At 73.8% G+C, this 18,258-nt stretch carries 11 protein-coding genes; 9 read left to right on the top strand and 2 right to left on the bottom strand.

The genetic code is table 11. From position 1 onward, the window contains the following. Positions 1 to 52: 52 nt before the first annotated feature. Positions 53 to 1,189, bottom strand: a complete 1,137-nt coding sequence (locus K7C20_RS34880) for an agmatine deiminase family protein (protein ID WP_030079279.1) — start codon at positions 1,187 to 1,189, stop codon at positions 53 to 55. 92 nt (positions 1,190 to 1,281) lie between these two features. Here K7C20_RS34880 and K7C20_RS34875 point away from each other — a divergent pair, with 92 nt between their 5' ends. The 7 genes from K7C20_RS34875 (at position 1,282) to K7C20_RS34845 (ending at position 14,935) form a co-directional block, all read left to right on the top strand. Beyond that, positions 1,282 to 1,857, top strand: coding sequence for a TetR/AcrR family transcriptional regulator (locus K7C20_RS34875; protein WP_053208643.1), 576 nt, complete (start codon positions 1,282 to 1,284; stop codon positions 1,855 to 1,857). A gap of 316 nt (positions 1,858 to 2,173) precedes the next feature. Beyond that, on the top strand, positions 2,174 to 3,499 hold the full coding sequence (locus tag K7C20_RS34870) for an MFS transporter (RefSeq protein ID WP_053208656.1): 1,326 nt from the start codon (positions 2,174 to 2,176) through the stop codon (positions 3,497 to 3,499). Positions 3,500 to 3,615: 116 nt separating this feature from the next. Then, positions 3,616 to 4,902, top strand: a complete 1,287-nt coding sequence (locus K7C20_RS34865) for a condensation domain-containing protein (RefSeq protein WP_053208644.1) — start codon at positions 3,616 to 3,618, stop codon at positions 4,900 to 4,902. A 147-nt stretch (positions 4,903 to 5,049) separates the two neighbouring features. Then, a complete protein-coding gene (locus K7C20_RS34860; RefSeq protein WP_053208645.1) occupies positions 5,050 to 8,238 on the top strand; it encodes a non-ribosomal peptide synthetase in 3,189 nt (1,062 codons plus the stop codon). After that, complete coding sequence (locus tag K7C20_RS34855; RefSeq protein WP_053208646.1) at positions 8,235 to 10,172, top strand: non-ribosomal peptide synthetase; 1,938 nt, start codon at positions 8,235 to 8,237, stop codon at positions 10,170 to 10,172. Before K7C20_RS34860 ends, K7C20_RS34855 begins: the two co-directional genes overlap by 4 nt. A gap of 1 nt (position 10,173) precedes the next feature. Further along, positions 10,174 to 12,090, top strand: a complete 1,917-nt coding sequence (locus K7C20_RS34850; RefSeq protein ID WP_078952888.1) for a non-ribosomal peptide synthetase — start codon at positions 10,174 to 10,176, stop codon at positions 12,088 to 12,090. Continuing rightward, positions 12,080 to 14,935, top strand: a complete 2,856-nt coding sequence (locus tag K7C20_RS34845) for a condensation domain-containing protein (protein ID WP_053208647.1) — start codon at positions 12,080 to 12,082, stop codon at positions 14,933 to 14,935. Before K7C20_RS34850 ends, K7C20_RS34845 begins: the two co-directional genes overlap by 11 nt. A 106-nt stretch (positions 14,936 to 15,041) precedes the next feature. Here K7C20_RS34845 and K7C20_RS34840 read toward each other — a convergent pair whose 3' ends face one another. After that, positions 15,042 to 15,656 carry a CAP domain-containing protein gene (locus K7C20_RS34840; RefSeq protein WP_078952890.1) on the bottom strand — a complete coding sequence of 205 codons (615 nt, stop codon included), beginning with the start codon at positions 15,654 to 15,656 and terminating at the stop codon, positions 15,042 to 15,044. Positions 15,657 to 16,150: 494 nt separating this feature from the next. Here K7C20_RS34840 and K7C20_RS34835 point away from each other — a divergent pair, with 494 nt between their 5' ends. Together K7C20_RS34835 and K7C20_RS34830 are read left to right on the top strand one after the other, a co-directional pair. Further along, a complete protein-coding gene (locus K7C20_RS34835; RefSeq protein WP_053208648.1) occupies positions 16,151 to 16,924 on the top strand; it encodes a TetR/AcrR family transcriptional regulator in 774 nt (257 codons plus the stop codon). Further along, positions 16,921 to 18,162: a cytochrome P450 gene (locus K7C20_RS34830; RefSeq protein ID WP_030087332.1), complete on the top strand. Its 1,242-nt coding sequence runs from the start codon at positions 16,921 to 16,923 to the stop codon at positions 18,160 to 18,162. The genes K7C20_RS34835 and K7C20_RS34830 overlap by 4 nt, the downstream gene beginning before the upstream one ends. The last annotated feature ends 96 nt before the right edge of the window (positions 18,163 to 18,258 follow it).

Genomic DNA, 18,258 nt, shown 5'->3' with positions numbered 1-18,258 from the left:
GCCACGACCGAAGCCACGTCAGCGCCGCGACGGCCGTCCCGGGCAGTGAGGTTCAGCCTGCCTTGGGGAGTTGCTGGGTGGAGCAGTGGATACCGCCGCCGCCCTCGCCGAGGTGGTCGACGGGCACCGGCACCACCTTCCGTCCCGGATACAGCTCCCGCAGCACGGAGGCGGCCTTGCTGTCGGCCTTCTTGTCGCCGAAGCGGGGCATGACGACCCCGCCGTTGACCACGTAGTAGTTCGCATAGCAGGCCAGGAACCCCTCCCCGCGGCGCCCGATGTCGGCCGGTTCGGGCAGCTCGACGACGTCGAGCCGCTTCCCCCGGGCATCCACCGCACGGTCCAGGACCTTGCGGGCCTGTTCGTAGGCGCCGGTGAAGTCGTTGGGGCGGGCGTTCTTCGCCGGGGTGCTCAGGACCACGACGCCGGGTTCGGAGAACCGTGCCAGCGCGTCGATGTGATAGTCCGTGATGTCCTTGCCCTTGACGCCCTTGACCCAGATCACCGTGGTGGCGCCGAACAGCTCCTTGAGCTCCCGCTCGATGTCCTTGCGGGACATACCGGGGTTGCGGTTGTCGTTGACCAGGGAGCTCTCCGTCACCATCAGGGTGCCCCGGCCGTCGCCCTCCACCGCCCCGCCTTCAGCGGTGATCGGTGCCTTGATCCTGGTGAGGCGCTCGTCGTCCAGGATCGCGCGGGCCACCCGGCTGTCGCGGCCGTGGTCCTGCTTGTTGCCCCAGCCGTTGAAGTTGAGATCGACTCCGGCGACGCCGTCGGGTCCGAGCACGAAGACCGGCCCGGTGTCCCGCATCCAGAGATCGTCCACGGGTGCCGGGACGACCTCCACCCCGGATCCGCACGCCCGCCGGGCCTCCTGCGCCTCCTGGTCATTGGCCAGCAGGGCCACCGGCTCGAACTCGGCGATCGTCCGTGCGATGCGGGCGATGTCGTCGCGCACGCCGGTGACCTCCGGCCCCCAGATCCGGCGGGTGGGCCAGGCCATGTAGGTCGCCTCGTGCGGATGCGCCTCGTCGGGCAGCCACCACCCGGCCGGCTTCGCACCCGCGGGGACAGCGCGCTCGCCGTGCGGCGCGGGCCCGCTGCTGTCCTTGGTGCCGCAGGCGCCCAAGGCCCCGCCGACGGCGGCGACGGCCGCCGCCTGCAGTGTCTGACGTCGGGATATGTCCACGATCAGCCCCCTGACTGAAATTTTGGTCAGGACGATAGCAGGGCATGATCGGACCCAAGCCACCTTGATTCCTCGGACCGCGGGAGCATGCGATGCCGGACAGGCCCACCCAGATCCTCGAAGCCGCCGCCCGGCTGATTGCCCGGCGCGGCGTGCGCGGGCTGCGCGTCGAGGAGGTGTCCGCGGAGGCCCGCGTCTCGACCGCGCTGATCTACTACCACTTCAAGGACCGCACCGGACTGCTGCGCCGCACACTGGAGTTCATCAACCGGCGCGCGGTCCGCTACACCGACGCCGCCCTCGACGCCTCCGACGACCCCCGTACGCAGCTCACCGAGATCCTGCTGCTGGAACTACAGGACATCCCCCACGTCAGGGAGAACAGCGCGGCCTGGGGCGAGTTGCGCGCCACCGCCGTCTTCGACCCCGACCTGCGGGAGCTGCTGGCCACCGCGACCCGCGAGTGGATCGAGGACCTCGCCGGCCTGATACGGCAGGCCCAGGCCGCCGATCCGGCCCTCGCCGGGACCGATCCGTACGCGGCGGCCGAGCGGCTCACCGCGCTGGCGGAGGGCCTGAGCGAACGCTGGCTGAGCGGCACCACCTCGCTGGAGCGGGCGCACGAACTGCTGCGCGGCGCCGTCGACGCGGAACTCCGGCCGGCCTGAGCGGCGCCGCGGACCGCGGATGCCGTAGCGGATGCCATAGCGGATGAACTGAACGCTTCGACCAATAAGCGGACATCGGCAGCAGTTTTCGGTCGGATTCCGGCACGTAACGGTCTGCACTCGATCACCCGATCTCGCCGCGCCACCACCGTGCAATCTCCTGCCCACCAGGAAGGGCGACATGTGCCGGTCATCCGGTGGTTGAGAGGATCTGGCGGAGAATTTTCGGTTCCGGTGCGTAAATGGTGAAGAAAACCGGCCGAAAGTGTGCATCGGGTTTTGACCCGTGATCGTCCGTTCCGCGATGGTCGACCACATGCCCGTCATACCCCGACCCGCGGCCAGCGGCCCGCTGCGTCTGCGCGATTTCCGCCTCCTGCTCGCCGGTGCCGCGGCCGGACAACTCGGTGCCCAGGTCACCCTGGTCGCCCTGCCGCTCGTCGCGGTGCTCGAGCTCAACGCCCCCGCCTTCCAGGTGGGGTTGCTCACCGCCGCGGAAACCGCCGCGTTCTTGCTGGTCGGACTGCCGGCCGGGGCCTGGGTCGACCGGATGCGCAAGCTGCCGCTGATGATCCGCGCCGATGTCGTGCGGGCGGTGGCGATGGCGAGCATCCCGCTGGCCGCCGTCGCCGGTGTGCTGACGATGGTGCAGCTGTACGTCGTCGCCCTGATCACCGGCGTGGCGACCGTCTTCTTCGACGTCGCCCACCAGAGCTTCCTGCCCCAGCTGCTGCCCAAGGACCAGCTGGTCTCGGGCAACGGAGCGCTGGAGACCATCCGTTCGTCGGCCCAGGTCGCAGGTCCCGGGATCGGCGGCGGTCTCGTCCAGGTGCTCGGGGCCGCCCTGGCCATCGTCGCCGACGCGGCCGGCTATGTGCTCTCCGCGCTCTTCCTGTGGGCCATCAAGCGGCCCGAGAGCCGCCCGGATCCCCGGCCGGAAGCCTCCCTGCGCCAGGACATCGCCGAGGGGCTGCGCTTCGTCTTCGGGCACCGCCTGCTGCGGGTGATCGCCCTGACGACCGGGCTGGCCAACTTCTTCACCGCTGTGCTGATGGCCACGCAGTCCGTCTTCCTGGTCCGCGTGCTGGGGCTGGCGCCCGGAGTGGTCGGCCTCCTGCTGGCCGCCTCCGCCGTGGGCGGGCTCGCCGGCGCGCTGTGCGCGGGACGGCTCGCCGCCCGGCTCGGCCAGGCCCGGATCATCTGGCTGTCCGCCCTGGTCACCGGCCCGTTCGCGCTGCTGTGGCCGCTCTCCGTGCCCGGCGCGGGGGCGGCGCTGTTCGCCCTCGGCTCCGGTGTGGTCTTCTTCGGTGCCGTCGTCTACAACGTGGCTCAGGTGAGCTTCCGTCAGGCCCTGTGCCCGCCGCGGCTGCTCGGTCGGATGAACGCCACGCTGCGGTTCCTGATGTGGGGCACCCTGCCGCTCGGGGCCCTGGCCGGCGGTGCGCTGGCCGATGCCTTCGGAGCCCGGGTGGCGCTGGTGTGGTGCGCGGCCGGATTCCTGGCCGTACCGCTGCCGCTGCTGCTCTCCCCGCTGCGCCGGATGCGCGAACTGCCCGTCACGGAGCAGGCCGAGGCCGGCCCGTCCGACACCGCCGGCCCGTCCGGCACTGCCGACCCGGCCGAGCCCGCGTCCATCGGCTGACGGCGGGCCACCGCGCCGCGCCTCGCCCGCCTCCCCCGCCTGCCTGCCTTCGCTCACGGCCTCCCCACCCGCCTCGCCACCGGCGACGCGTGCCCGCCACGTCAAGAGAGGATCACGTGCTCAGCATCACGAGCCAGTACCTGGCCCGCTACCGGCGACTCGACACCGGCGACGGGGCCGCCCTCCTGCTGCCCGTCACGGGCGCCCAGCGTCGCTTTGCACTGGTGCGTGCCATGGACCCCGCCGGGCGGCCGGATCTCGTGCCGATGTTCTTCGCCTTCCCGCGCGGCACGGTGGACCCCGTACGCCTCGCGGCCGCCGCGAACCGGCTCGCCGCCCTGCACCCCGTGCTGCGCGCCCGGCTCACCGTGCAGCGCGGCACGCCCGCACTCCACCTGGAGGAGCCGCAGGTACCCGTGACCCGCACAGTGTGCGCGCCCGGTGAGGACGCGGCCACCGTGCTGCGTCGCGCCCTGGGCGGCCGGCACCCGCAGGGCCCGCCGCTGCGGCTGTTCCTGGTGCAGGACGGCCTGGAGGAGGTGCTCGCCGTCGTGCTGGACCACACCGCGTGCGACGGCCAGTCGCTGGCCCGGATCGTCGGGGAACTCGGCGCCGCCTACGACGAAGGTCCCGGCACCGAGGGCCCCTCGCCCGCCGAAGTCGCGGCCGAGCTGGCCGCCTACCGGGACGCAGTGCTGCTACAGCTCGACGCGGAGGAGCGCGCGGGCGCGCCGGCGGCCATGGCGTACTGGGGCGAACGGCTCCGCGCGGTGCGCGAACAGGCCCCCGCGCCACGTCCGGAATCCCTCTCCGCCGGGACGGCGCCGAGCGGTTCGGCGGCGCTGCGGATGCCCGCGCCGCCCGCCGGTGTGCCCTTCCCCGAGCTGCTCGACGCCTGCCGGGCGGCGGCAGCGGCGCTGTTCGGGGCGGGCCATGTGGTGCCGCTCGGCTACCCGTGGGGCGGCCGGCCGCCCGGTGCCGCGCCGGTGCTCGGCTGCTTCCTCAACACCATGGTCTTCCCCACCGTGACCGGGGACGCGTCCGCGGCCTCCGCGACGGCCGAAGCCTGGTGGGACGACCTGGACCATGCCGCCACCCCCTTCGACGCCGTGGTGCACGCCGCCCGGGCGGCCGGCTCCGGCTGGACCGGCCGGCTCGACGGCATGCTGACCGTCGACGACGTCCGCCGGCACCCCCCGCTCCGCCTGGGCGGTGTGACAGGCCGTGAGATCCCTATCGACGGCAGGGCCGTACGCGGTCCCTTCGCGGTCTCCGTCACCCAGGGCCCCGAGCTTCAGCTGCGCATGGTGTGGGACCGCACGATCCTCCCCGACCCCACCGCCGAGAGCGCCTTCACCGCCCTCGCCGACACGCTGCGGACCCCGGCGCCGGCAACCGCCTGACCCGCCCCGCGCACACCGCCCCTCCCGCACCTCCTGACACCGCCGGACCTGCCGCGCGATCCGCGGCCCGGTCCGTGCACCCCACCGGCCGGGCTCGACCATGCCCGGGCCGGAGAACCCCCACCCCGACAACCTCAGGGATCGCCCATGCTTCCGCTCTCCTCCTCGCAGGAGATCGTCTGGCTGCACGAACAGGTGCAACCGGGCAGCCGCGCCTACAACTTCACCGCCGCACTCGACCTGTGGGGCACGCTCGACACCGACGCGCTGCGCCGCGGACTCGCCGCCTCCCTCGACCGGCACCCCGGTCTGCGGCTGGAACTCGTCGCCGTCGCCGGGGCGATGCCGGGGCAGCGGGTCGCCGAGGCCTGTGTGCCGCGGCTGCACACGGTGGACCTGCGTGGGGAGGCGGACCCGGAGAGCGCGTTCCAGGAGCTGTTGCGCACCGAGGCGGAGACCCCGCTCGACACCTTCGAGGCACCGCTGCTGCGCTGGACGCTGGTCCGGCTCGCGGAGGACCGGCACCGGCTCATCCACGTCGAACACCATCTGATCCACGACGGCCATTCGTTCGCGATCCTGCTGCGGGATGTGTTCACCGTCTACCGGGGCCACGTCCTGGGCGAGCCGGTGGAGCTGCCGTCGGCGCCCTCGTACGCCGACCATGTCCGGGCCCGCTCCCAGGACGAGGCCGGCGGGGAACGGCGGGACGGTCTGGAGTTCTGGGCCGGTGAACTGCGCGAGGTCTCCTACGACATGCCGCTGCCCGGTCTGACCCGGCCCGGCTCCCGGCGCCGGCACCACGGCGGCCAGCTGCGTCAGTCGATCGGTGCCGATCTGGCGGAACGGCTCCGTGGCCATGCCCGTGAGCGCGGTCTGACGCCGTTCGCCACGCTCCTGGGGCTCTTCGCCGAGCTGCTGCGCCGCCACAGCGGCCGCTCCCGGATGGTGATCGGCACCGCGGTCGGCAACCGCCCGCGCGGTTTCGAGGAAGCCGTGGGCATGTTCGTCAACACCATCCCGCTCGCGCTGCGGCTGGACCCGGCCGCCCCGGCCGAGGAGTCCATGGACGAGGTGACCGACACCCTCATCCGTGCCCTGCCGCATCAGGAGGTGCCGATCCAGGAGCTGACCCGCGCGCTCGGCCTGCACACCTCGGGCGCCGACAACCCGCTGTTCAGCGTCATGTTCAGCGCGCACGACGCCGAGCTGCCCGAGGTCGACGTCCCGGGCCTGGACATCACCCTGTTCGAGGGCTTCAACACCGGCACCACCCGTTTCGACCTGGACGTGGTGCTGCTCCCGGACGACCGGCGCGGGGTCGGGCCCCGGCACGGTGCGGCAGGGATGACGCTGGTCTGGGACTACGACGCCGACATGTTCGGCGAGGACGTGGCGAAGCTGCTCGCCGGGCGGTTCCTCGACCTGCTGCGGGCGTATCTCGACGCGCCCGGCACCGCCCTCGCGGAGCTGGCTCCGCCGCCGTCGCCGCAGGCCCTCCCGGCTGCCGCGCCGCCGGCGCCGGAGCACGATCCGCTCGACCCGGCCACCGCCCACGACCCGTCCCTGCCCGCGCTGCTCGTCGGCGCCCGCCGGATGACCTACGGCGACCTCGACGCCCAGGTCTCCTCGCTGGCGCAGCGGATGCGGGCGGCGGGAGTGACCGCCGGGCAGCCGGTCGCCGCCGTGCTGCCCCGCGGCGCCGACTCGGTCGTGGCGCTGCTGGCCTGTCTGCGGACCCGGGCGGTGTACTGCCCGCTCTCGCCGTCCGACCCGCCGGCCCGGCTGGAGCTGCTGCTCGGCCGGCTGGGCCCGGCGCTGGTCCTGACCTCCGCGGACGCCGCCGTCACCCTTCCCGACGGGCTGCCGACGGCCACGGTCGACGCCCCGGTCCTGCCGCCGGCGCGGGCGGCCGAGGTCGTGCCCGGTGCCGCGTACATCATTCACACCTCGGGCTCGACGGGCATACCCAAGCCCGTCGCCGTCGGCCGCGCGGCGCTGGAGAACCATCTGACCGGAGCGGCCGACCGGTTCGGCCTGGGTGCGGGTGACCGGGTGCTGCTGTTCGCCCAGCCGTCGTTCGACGTGGCCCTCGAGGAGGTGCTGCCGTCGCTGTACGCCGGAGCCTGCCTGGTCGCCCCCGAGCGCGAGGTACCGACCGGCGCCGAGCTGGCCGGACTGCTGGTCGCCGCCCGGGTCACCGTGGCCAATCTGCCCACCAGTTACTTCCTCGCCACCCGTGAGGAGATGCGCCCCGTGCTCCGCGACGGGCACTGGGCGCCACGGCTGCTGGTGCTCGGTGGCGAGCGCCTCCCGGCGGACGTGATGCGCGCGTTCCTGGCCGACAGCGACAGCACCGTGCTCAACGTCTACGGCGTCACGGAAGCCGCCATCAGCTCCACCGTCCACGAGATCACCCGGGACGGCCTCGCCGACGGTGCGGAGATCCCGCTCGGCACCGAGCTGCCCGGCGAACGGGTCCACGTCCTGGACGCACACCACCGCCCGCTGCCGGACGGCGCGGTCGGTGAACTGGCCATCGCCGGAGCCGGGTTGGCCGAGGGGTACGTCGGCAACCCCGAGACCACCGCCGCGCGGTTCGTCCATGTCGAGGCGCTCGGTGGTGAGCGGGTCTACCTCACCGGTGACCTCGGCTACCGCGGCCGCGACGGCCTGCTGTACTTCCTGGGGCGCCGGGACCACCAGATCAAGCTGCGGGGCTACCGCATCGAGCTGGAAGAGGTGGAGGCCGCCGCCTCGGCCGCGCTCGGCGGCCGCTCCTGCGCCGTCGTCCTGGACCGCGAGGCCGCGGGCGGGCCCCGGCTCGTCGGCTTCCTGGAGAGCGCGGACGCCGGTGAGCCGTGGGACGAGCAGGCGTTGCACACGGAGCTGGGCCGCCGGCTGCCGAGCGCTCTCGTACCGGGGCGCTGGGCACGGCTCGACACCATGCCGCGACTGGCCGGCGGCAAGCCGGACCGCACCGCGCTGACCCGCCGGGCCGCCGCACTGGAGCCGGCCGCCCCGGCCGGGGAGAGCCACAGCGCCCCCGCGCAGCTGCCGTCAGACCCGATGACGGAGCTGCTCGCCGAGGGCTGGCGGGAGGCTCTGGGCCACAGCCGCTTCGACGCGTCCTCGGACTTCTTCCGGACCGGCGGCCACTCGCTGCTCGCCGCGCAGCTGGCGGCCTGGCTCGAACCGCGGCTGGGGCAGCGTCCGCCGCTGCGGCTGCTGTTCCAGAACCCGGTGCTGGCCGACCAGGCCCTCGCGCTCGCGGCCGTCGGCACCGCCGCCGCGGCTGCTTCCGCCGCTTCGACCACCGTGACGGAGTCCCGATGACCCAGCCGATGACCGCCCGGACGGCGGCCCCGACGACCACCACCGGCATGCAACGGCCCTCGTCGGAGAGCCCGCTCAGCATCGCCCGCGGCGCCCTGCCCGCCACCGACGGCGCGACCGGGGTGCTCGCCCTCTTCGAGGAGTGGACCCAGCGCTCCCCGGAGGCTCCCGCGGTGATCGACGGGGAGCACAGCTGGACCTACCGGCAGATCGACACCGCCGCCGACGAGGCCGCCACAGCCCTGCGCGACCGGGTGCGGCCCGGAGACCTGGTCGGGGTCTGCCTCGACCGTTCGGCCGCCCTCGTGGTGACCGCGGTCGCGCTCGCCAGGATCGGCGCCGTCTATCTGCCGCTGGGCCCCCGCCCCGGTGAGCGCCGCACCGACGCCGTCACCGAGGACCTGAACGTCGTCTGTCTGATCGGCGATCCCGAGGTGCTGCCGCCCCGTCACCGGACGGCCGACCACCTGCGGCTGGCGCTGCCCGGCGAGGGCGCCAACGCCGCCGCCACGGTGGTGGCCGCTTTCGCCGCGCCGGGCACGACTGCCCGTTCCGCACCCCCCGAGGCGTTCTACGCCGTGCTGACCTCCGGCTCCACCGGGCGCCCCAAGGCGGTGGCCGTCGGCGAGCCCGCGCTCGGCATGCTGCTGAGCTGGTACCGCGCCACGAGCGGCCTGGCCCCCGGTGACCGGCAGTCCCTGCTGATCGGCGTCGCGTTCGACCCCCATCTGCTGGAGCTGTGGGCCGGGCTGACGTCCGGGGCGGCTCTGGTGCCCGCCCCGGACGAGGTCCGCTGGGACCCGACGGTGCTGGCCGACTGGTGGCGTACGTCCGCGGTGTCGGTGTGTGTGTCGGCCACGCCGATGGTGGAGCCGCTGCTGGAGCGGCCCTGGCCGCAGGATCTGCGGCTGCGTCATGTGTTCGTGGGCGGCGACCGGTTGCGGCGCCGTCCCGGCGCGGACGTGACCGCCACCGTCCACAACGCCTACGGACCGGCCGAGGCCACGGTGGCCTCCACCGTCCACTCCATGCACGGCACCGACGGCGCGGCGGGCGCGGAATCCGCACCGCCCATCGGCCGGCCCCTCCCGGGCGTGACCGTCGTCGTCGCCGATGCGGACGGCCGGCCCGTCGCACGCGATACGGAGGGGGAACTCCTCATCGGCGGAAGCGGTCTGGCGCTCGGCTATCTGGACCCCGAACTGACCGCGCGCCGCTTCCTCGCCGTGCCCGGGGACCTCGATCTGCCGGGAGTGGAGCGCTTGTACCGCACCGGGGACCGGGTGCGGATGCCGGCCGACGGGGAGCTGGAGTTCCTCGGCCGTCTCGACGACCAGGTCAAGATCAGCGGCGTACGGATCGAACCGGCCGAGGTGGAGGCCGCGTTCGAGAAGGACCCGGCGGTCCTGAGCGCCGTCGTCACCGCACCGCGTACCGCCGACGGCCGCACCCGCCTGGTGGCGTACGTACGGGCGGCGGCCGGCGCCGTGCTCACCGCGGACGCGCTGCTGCCGGGCGTACGGGCCTGGCTGCCGGAGCAGGCCGTGCCCTCGGACGTACGGATCGTGGACTCCTTTCCCCTGGACGCCAACGGCAAGGTGGACCGGGCCGAGCTGGCCCGGCAGGCGGCCCACTCCGACGAGCGCCCCGGCGACGCCCCGGCGGCCGACGACGGGCCCGGCGACGCCACCCCGGGCGAGCGGCTCGTGCTGAGCGCCGTACGCGATCTGCTCGCCCGGCCGGGGGCCTCGCTGACGGACAACTTCACCGAGGCCGGCGGCACCTCTCTCCTCGCCGCACGGCTGCTGACCGTCATCGAGAAGGAGAGCGGTGTGCGGCTGCGCGCTCCCGAACTGCTCCGCCAGCCGGACCTGCGCGCCGTGGCCCTGCTCGTCGACACGCGCCGCACCGCCCGGCAACCGGCAGGAGCCTGAGATGACCACCCGCACCCCGCACTCCCCCGACACCCGGAAGGAAGGCCCCGTGCCCACCGAAGGCACCCCGAAGGACGAGCGCACCGCGTCCGGTGACCGCACCGCGTCCGCCCCGGCCGCCGGCCGGCCCGCGCCCGCGGCCGGCCTGCCGGCCCTCGTGGCATGGCATGCCGCACGGACCCCGCAGGCGCTGGCCGTGGCGGACGGCGACCGCACCCTCACCTACGCACAGCTCGTCTCCTCGGCCCGCGCGCTCGCCGCCCATCTGCGCGAGCACGGCGTCCGCCGGGGTGACTCGGTGGCGCTGCTGATGCCCCGCTCCGCGCGCACCGTCGTCGCCCAGCTCGCACTGTGGTGGGCGGGCGCCGTGTGCGTACCGCTCGACCCGGCACATCCGCGTTCCCGTTCCGAGGCGCTGGCCGCCGACGCCGGCGCGACCCTGACCGTCGGGGACAGCAAGCTCCTCGAATCGGCGGGCCTCGCCGGCGCCACTCTTGCGCTGCCCGGTGAACCGCTGATGGGCGGCGACGGCATCGCCGGGGCCGAACTCGGCGCGGACGCCACGGCGTTCATCATGTTCACCTCGGGCTCCACCGGCCGTCCCAAGGGCGTGGCCGTCCCGCACAGCGCTATAGCCGAGCTGGTCTCCGAGCCGGCGTACCTCACCCTCACCTCCCGCGACCGGGTGCTCTTCCACTCGCCGATGACGTTCGACGCCTCGACCTTCGAGGTGTGGGGAGCCCTGGCCAACGGCGCCGCCGTGGTCGTGTGCACCGCGGAGCGGCCCTCGTTCGAGGACCTGGCCCAGCACGTGGAACGCCATGGCGTCACCGTCGCCTTCTTCACCACCGCGCTCTTCCACCAGCTGGCCGGCCGCCGCTCGCGCGTCTTCTCGCTGCTGCGCACGGTGATCGTGGGCGGCGAGGCGCTGTCCACGCACCATGCCCGTGAAGTCCTGCGGGCCTTTCCCTGGCTGGAACTCGTCAACGGCTACGGGCCGACGGAGGCGACGACCTTCACCACGGCCCACCGCGTCACCGACGCCGACTGCGACGGCCAGATGCCCATCGGCCGGCCGATCGCCGGCGCGACCGTGCACCTTCTGGACGACTCCGGCAAGCCGGTCCCGGACGGGGAGCGCGGCGAACTGTGGATCGGCGGCAGCCGGCTGGCCCACGGCTACACCGGGCAGCCGCAGCTGACCGCCGAGCGCTTCGGCAACCACCCCGGGCCGGGGCGTCTCTACCGCACCGGCGACCTCGTCTCCCTGCGTCCGGACGGCACCCTCGACTTCCACGGGCGCACGGACGACCAGGTGAAGATCCGCGGCTTCCGGATCGAACCGGGGGAGGTCGAACACGCCCTGCGGGAGCAGCCCGAGGTGGCGGACGCGGCCGTCACCGTGCACCGCCCCTCCCCCGACGACGCCCGCCTGGCCGCGTTCGTGGTGGCCTCGCCCGGACCGGTGCCCCGCCCCGACGCCCTTCGGGACCGGCTCACCGCTGTCCTCCCCGCCCATCTGGTCCCCGACGAGGTGCAGTTCGTCGACGCACTGCCGCTCACCGCCTCCGGCAAGGTCGACCGCCGCGCGCTGACGGATCTCGTCGCCGCGGACCGGCCCGACTCACCGGCCGGGCCGCTGAATCCGCTGGAACAGGCTGTCGCCGAGGTCTGGGGCCGGTCGCTGGGCCGTGACGTCACCCGCCCGGATGCCGATTTCCTCGCGCTGGGCGGTCACTCCCTGCTCGCGCTCGCGGTCACCGACGACCTCCGTGAGGAGCTCGGCGTCGAGCTGACGCTCGCCGACTTCTTCGCCGCCCCCACGGTGGCGGGGCACGCCGCGCTGGTCGAGCGCGCGCTCCTCGCCGCGCACAGCGATCTGCGCCCCGGCGCCCCGGAGGACACCGATGGCCACTGACACCCCCGCCGCCGCGGCGCTCCAGGAGGAACTGCTGCGCCGGGCGCGCTCCCGCGCCGCCCGCCCCGCTGCCGCCCCCTCGGGCGTCCCCGACGGGCCCGCCCCGCTCTCGCACGCCCAGCGCCGTATGTGGCTGATGGACCGGCTGGGCCGCGGCCACGCCTCCTACAGCGTGCCCTTCGCCACCCGGCTGCGCGGTCCGCTCGATCTGGACGCGCTGGCCGCCGCGCTGACGTCGCTGGTACGCCGCCACGAGATTCTGCGTACCCGTTACGGGCAGCACGACGGTGAGCCGTACCAGGAAGTGCTGCCGGCTCCGGAGGCGATCGCGCTCCGCGTCGTGGACACGGACGCGGACGGCGCCGGCGCCCTGCTGGCCGAGGAGGCACGCCGCCCCTTCGATCTCGCCGCCGGCCCCCTTCCGCGCGCCCTGGTCCTGCGGCACGGCGCGCAGGACCACACCGTGCTGCTGACGTTCCATCACATCGCGATCGACGGGGCGTCGCTGGAGACCGTCGCCGGTGAACTGGCGCGGCTGTACTCGGCCGCCGCCCGGGGCACCGCTGCCGAGGAGCAGCCGGAGCCGGCGCAGTACGCGGACTTCGCACGGCGCGAGCAGGCCGCCGCCGACCGCCTCGAACAGGGCCTGAGCCACTGGGCCGACCGCCTCGAAGGCGTCTCCCCGCTCCGTCTGCCCCGCCCCGCGCACCCGCCGGCCGACACCGGCAGCCGCCCGGCCGGCGCCCACACCGCTCCCCTGGACCCACGGGTGCCGGCCGCCCTGCGCGAACTGGGCCGGCAGCACCGGGCCACCCTGTTCACCGTGGCGCTCGCCGCGTCCTTCGCCGCCCTGCACCGCTTCACCGGCCAGGACGACCTGGTGATCGGGGTCGCCGGCACCCACCGGCAGGGCGCGGACATGCGCGGTCTGGTCGGACTGTGCGTCAACACCCTCCCGGTCCGGGTGGAAACCGCCGGCGACCCGGCCTTCACCACGCTCCTGGAACGCGTACGGGACGCCCTGCTGGACGCCCAGCAACGCCGCGAGGTGCCCTTCGACCTCATCCTGGAGCGTCTCGGCGCCGCCGCCCGCGGCGCGGACGGTACGGCGCTGATCCGGGTGACCGCGGACGTCCTGGGTGCGCCCACGACGCTGCGGCTGCCGGGCCTGGTGGACGAGTACGTCGAAGTCGGCGCCGGCGAGGCCAAGTTCGACCTCTCCTTCGGCATGGTGGACACCGACGCCCCCGCCGGACTCGTCCAGTACAGCCGGACCGCGCTGGACGAGGAAGCGGCGGCCGGCCTCGGCGCGCACTACGCCGCCCTGCTCACCGCGGTGGCGGACGAGCCGGGCCTTCGGCTGTCCCGGCTGCCCGGTGCGCCGCCGGCACCTCGGGGCGAGACCGGCGGGCACCCGGCCGAGGTGCTGCTGCGGTCGCACCCCGAGGTGGCCGAGGCCGCCGTGGTCGAACCGGCCGGCGGCCCGCTGCTGGCGTATGCCGTCCTGCGCGGCATCGGCGGCCCCTCCCCCGCCGAGCTCCGCTCCCATCTGCGCGGCGCGCTGGCCGCGGAACTGGTACCCGCCGCGGTGACCTTGCTGGACGCCCTGCCGCGTACGGCCGACGGTGCGGCCGACCCGGCCCGGCTCCCCGGCTTTCCGTCGGCCCCCGCGCCGCACGGGGCTCGCGCCGAGGCCGTGACCGAAGGCTTCACCGACCTCCTGGGCCATCCGCCCGGACCGGACGACGACTTCTTCCTCCTCGGCGGCCACTCGCTGATCGCCGTCCAGCTCGCCGAGCGTCTGCGCCGCGCGCTGAAACTGCCGCTGACCGGCCTGGACATCATGCAGGCCCGCACTCCGCGGGCGGTCACCGCTCTGCTGGACGCACGCGAGGCGGAGCGTGCCGCCGCGCCCTCGGCCACCTCCGCCCGCCCGCGGCGCTCGCGTGAGGGCACGGTCCTGGTCACCGGCGGCACCGGCGGCGTCGGCGCGTTCGTGCTGCGCGAACTGGCCGCCCGAGGACGTCCGGTCCTGGCCCTGGCCCGCCCGGAGTCCGCGCATCTGGTCGCCGCGGAGGGGGTGGACGTCATCGAGGGCGACCTCACCGATCTGGCCGGTCTGCGCAAGGCCGTCGACAGTGCCGATGCGGTCATCCACGCGGCCTGCACCTTCACCCGCCCCGAGGTCGATGTGACGGCCATGGCGGCCATGGTCGGCGCCTGGTCGCGCGGCCCGTTCGTCTTCGTCAGCAGTGTGGACGCCTACGGCCACCCGGCCGGTGAACGAGTGGCCGAGGAGTCCGCCCCGCGGCAGCCGCTGAGCGGGTACGGACAGGCGAAGCTGGACTGCGAAGGGCTGCTGCTGCGGGCGGCCGGCTCCCAGGGCCGGGGCGGCGCGAGCGCCGTCCGCTCCCCGCTCGTCTGGGGGCCGCACCACCGGCTGCGCGACCAGTTGCGCTGGGGTGCGACCGGCCTGCTCTACCAGGCGGCGCGGGAGGGCCGGCCGCTCGTCCTTCCGCAGCCGGGTACGCACGGTCATGCGTGGTACGGCGCGGCCTGGGTGCATGCCGCGGCCCTGGCCCGGGCCGTGGTCTCGTGCCTGGACTCGCCGGTGCACGGCGTCGCCAATGCCGTCAGCGGACACCTCGCCTGGCGGGACCTCGCCACCGGGCTGACCGAACTCCTCGGCAGCGACAGCGAGATCCGTGAGACGGACGAGGTCCACCCGGACCTGAACCACCGCTGGCACTACCACGCCGACCGGCTGGCCCCGTCCCTGCGCGCACAGCAGGACGAGGACTGGCGTTCCGTACTGGCCGCCATGGTCGGTCTGTCGGAGCGCTGAGCGGCGCGGCACGACGACGGGGCGACTCCCGGTGGCCTCCCGGCCACCGGGTGTCCTCGCTCCGCCGGCCTGCCGGCCCGCTCGGGCCGTGCCGGGCAGCGGCGGTCTACTTGTAGCCGAAGTCCTGCGTCCAGTGCGCCCGGAGCTTCCCGCCGAAGGCGACGCCCACGCCGGTGGCGTGCGACGAGCAGCTGAGGATGTTGGCCCGGTGCCCCGGACTGTTCATCCAGGCGCGGAAGGCGCCCTCGGGCTCGGTCTCCCAGGCGTCGATGTTCTCCGCGTGGGCGTCCTTGTACCCCTGGGCCTCCATCCGCTCCTTGGGATCGCGGCCGTCCGGGGAGGAGCGCGCGTAGTAGTGGCGGGCGGACATGTCCTGGCTGTGCAGGCGGGCGGCCTTCGCCAGGCGCGCGTCGCGCCGCAGCGGCCCGCAACCGTGCTCCGCACGGGCCTTGTTGACGAGCCGGAGGACCTTGGCCTCGTAGCGGGCGGCCCGCTTCGTGTCCTCCTGGGCGGCAGGCTTCCCGGCGGCGGACGAGGCGGATGCCGGGGCCGGGGAACCGGTGTACTCGGTCGCGTTCGCGTCGGCCTGGGACGAGAGCAGAGCCAGCACGCCGATGAGCGCACCGGCCGAGATGACGATGCCGAGGGGGACTATTCGGGCCTCCCGCCGGTCTGCACCACGAGGATCCCGCACGAAGGGGGACGAGTATTTCGTATTCAACTAATTATTCTCCATGCGTGGGGGGAATTACCTGGGAGAGGGCGCGCCGAATTCAACGCAGCGCCCATTCACCGGAGTGAAGCCCGGTCACGCGACGGGCTCCCCCAGGAGCCGGATTACCGTAACAAGACGAGAGAACGAGCCGCCCGCTCAGGCGCCACCCAGCAACAACCTGTGCTCTGACCTGGGAAATCAGCGTGGTACAACCGCTCGATTCCCGCCCCCGGCGGGCATTCGGCATCGACGGAATCATTCTTCGACATACCGGACTCATTCCGGCACAACTCCGCTTGCGCAACGCGGCGATTTCCCCACCCCGGCAGCCGCATTCGGAGATGGCAGCGGCAATGACAGCCGCTGCGCCAAGACATCCCGATGCCTTTCCGCCCGCACCTCCGACGCGCGAACGACACCGCGCCGGAGCCCGACGCACACACTCCGTTCGGATAGCTATCACTATTGACATAGCAATCACTATCTCTACAGTTGATGCCATGAGCCTTGACGCCGAAGCGACCCCCGAACGGCGCCCGACCCGAGCGGAAGCCAAGGCCCGCACGCGCCAACTCCTGCTCGACGCCGCCGCACGGACCTATGCGCGCAAGGGATTCGCCGGAGCGTCCGTGGAAGAGATCGCCGAGGCGGCGGGATTCTCCATCGGCGCGGTCTACTCGAACTTCGGCAGCAAGGAGCGGCTCTTCGTGGAGCTGCTGCGCGAGCGCGCCAGCGAGCATGTCTCCCGGGCGACGCGGATCGTCGCCGACGCACAGGCCGGTGTCGACGACCCGGCTCCGGCGCTCGGCCGCCTGCTGGCGCATGTCGCCGACGACGATCCCGACTTCGCCCCCCTCCAGGCCGAGTTCTGGCTCTACGCGGTGCGCAACCCCCAGCTGATGGAGACGCTGGCCGACCAGCTGCGCGGCCCCCGGGCCGAGATGGAAAGCCTGATGAGTGCGGCCCTGGAGCACATCGGCGCACGCGAGTCCGTGTCCGCCGAAGCCGTGGCCACGATAACGATGGCGCTCTTCCAGGGGCTGGTGCGCCAGCGGCGGATCGACCCGGCCAGCGTGCCGGACGACCTGCTGGGCCAGGCCATGCAGTGGCTGTTCACCGGCATCGCCGCAAGCACCGGCCCGGCGGACACCACAGCCACGGACGAGACCGCGGCCGCTGACGACACCACAGCCACGGACGAGACCGCGGCCGCTGACGACACCGCAGCCACGGACGAGACCGCACCCGCCGATCCGCCCGAGGAGAAACGATGACCCGCATCGACACCACGGCGACCCTGCCCTCGCTCCAGGATCTGCTCGACCCGCGGCATCAGGCCGACCCCTACCCCCTCTACGCCCGCTGGCGGACACGGACCCCGATCGCCCGCATCGACGACCAGTTGATGGTGCTCAGCCGGTACGAGGACTGCGCCGCGGTGCTGCGCGACGGACGGTTCGGGCATGCCGAGGCCGACGATCCGCGGTTCACCGGCGAGCGGGCCCGCCCGGCCTCCAAGGTTCTGGTCGACGAAGCCGGCCGGCCCGTACGCGGCTTCCTGAGTCTCAACCCGCCCGACCACACCCGGATGCGGGGCCTGGTCTCCCAGGCCTTCACCCGGCGCCGGGTGGACCGCCTCGCGCCGCGCATCGAGGAGCTCGCCACCGAGCTGTTCACCGGCCTGGAGTCCGCCGAGGGTCCGGTGGACCTGATCGAGGATCTGGCCACTCCCCTGCCGGTGGCGGTCATCAGCGAACTGCTCGGCGTCCCCACGGCCGATCGCCACCGGATGCTGAGGTGGTCGCACGCGGTGGCCCGCGCCCTGGTCCCCGACTTCCTGCTGCCTCCCGGCGCCGCCGAGGAGGAAGCCCAGGCGTGGCGTGAGTTCACCGACTACCTGCGCGAACTCGTCGCCGAACGCCGCCGCGCACCCGGCGACGACCTGCTCTCCGCACTCGTCGCCGTGCACGACGACGGTGATGCGCTGAGCGAGAACGAGCTGCTGGCCACCTGCACCCTGCTGCTGATCGCCGGCCATGAGACCACCGTCAACCTCATCGGCAACGGCACCCTCGCCCTGCTGCGCCACCCCGACCAGCTCGCCCGTCTGCGCAGCGACCCGGACCTGATCGAGCCCGGGGTCGAGGAGCTGCTGCGCTACGACTCCCCGGTCCAGCTCATCGCCCGCTTCGCCCTCCAGGATGCCGAGGTCGCCGATGTGCCGGTGGCACGCGGCACGACCCTCCTGCTCCTGGCCGGTGCCGCGAACCTCGACCCCGCCGCGTACGACCACCCCGACCGGCTCGACGTCGGCCGCATCCCGCTGCGGCACCTGTCCTTCGGCCACGGCATACATTTCTGTCTGGGAGCCCCGCTCGCCCGCCTCGAAACCCAGATCGTCCTGCGCATGCTCCTGCGGCGCGCCCCGGACGTCCAACTCGCCGGCGAGCCCCGCTGGAAGGACCACATCACCCTCCGCGGACTGAGCCGGCTCCCCCTCTCCCTCGGCTGACGCACCGGTCGCCGGCCTGGCGGTCCCGTGCGCACCGGCTGCCGGCCTGGCGGCCCCGTGCGCACCGGCCGCGGCGCCGCGCACTTCCGAGTCCGG

The organism is Streptomyces decoyicus (assembly GCF_019880305.1).
Lineage (GTDB): Bacteria > Actinomycetota > Actinomycetes > Streptomycetales > Streptomycetaceae > Streptomyces > Streptomyces decoyicus.
This window is presented reverse-complemented; position numbering and strand designations above follow the sequence as displayed.

Excerpts from the sequence above, each read along its gene's own strand:
- K7C20_RS34855 (WP_053208646.1), top strand. The coding sequence starts at position 8,235 with ATGACCCAGCCGATGACCGCCCGGACGGCGGCCCCGACGACCACCACC.
- K7C20_RS34835 (WP_053208648.1), top strand. The coding sequence starts at position 16,151 with ATGAGCCTTGACGCCGAAGCGACCCCCGAACGGCGCCCGACCCGAGCG.
- K7C20_RS34850 (WP_078952888.1), top strand. The coding sequence starts at position 10,174 with ATGACCACCCGCACCCCGCACTCCCCCGACACCCGGAAGGAAGGCCCC.
- K7C20_RS34875 (WP_053208643.1), top strand. The coding sequence starts at position 1,282 with ATGCCGGACAGGCCCACCCAGATCCTCGAAGCCGCCGCCCGGCTGATT.
- K7C20_RS34860 (WP_053208645.1), top strand. The coding sequence starts at position 5,050 with ATGCTTCCGCTCTCCTCCTCGCAGGAGATCGTCTGGCTGCACGAACAG.
- K7C20_RS34870 (WP_053208656.1), top strand. The coding sequence starts at position 2,174 with ATGCCCGTCATACCCCGACCCGCGGCCAGCGGCCCGCTGCGTCTGCGC.
- K7C20_RS34845 (WP_053208647.1), top strand. The coding sequence starts at position 12,080 with ATGGCCACTGACACCCCCGCCGCCGCGGCGCTCCAGGAGGAACTGCTG.
- K7C20_RS34830 (WP_030087332.1), top strand. The coding sequence starts at position 16,921 with ATGACCCGCATCGACACCACGGCGACCCTGCCCTCGCTCCAGGATCTG.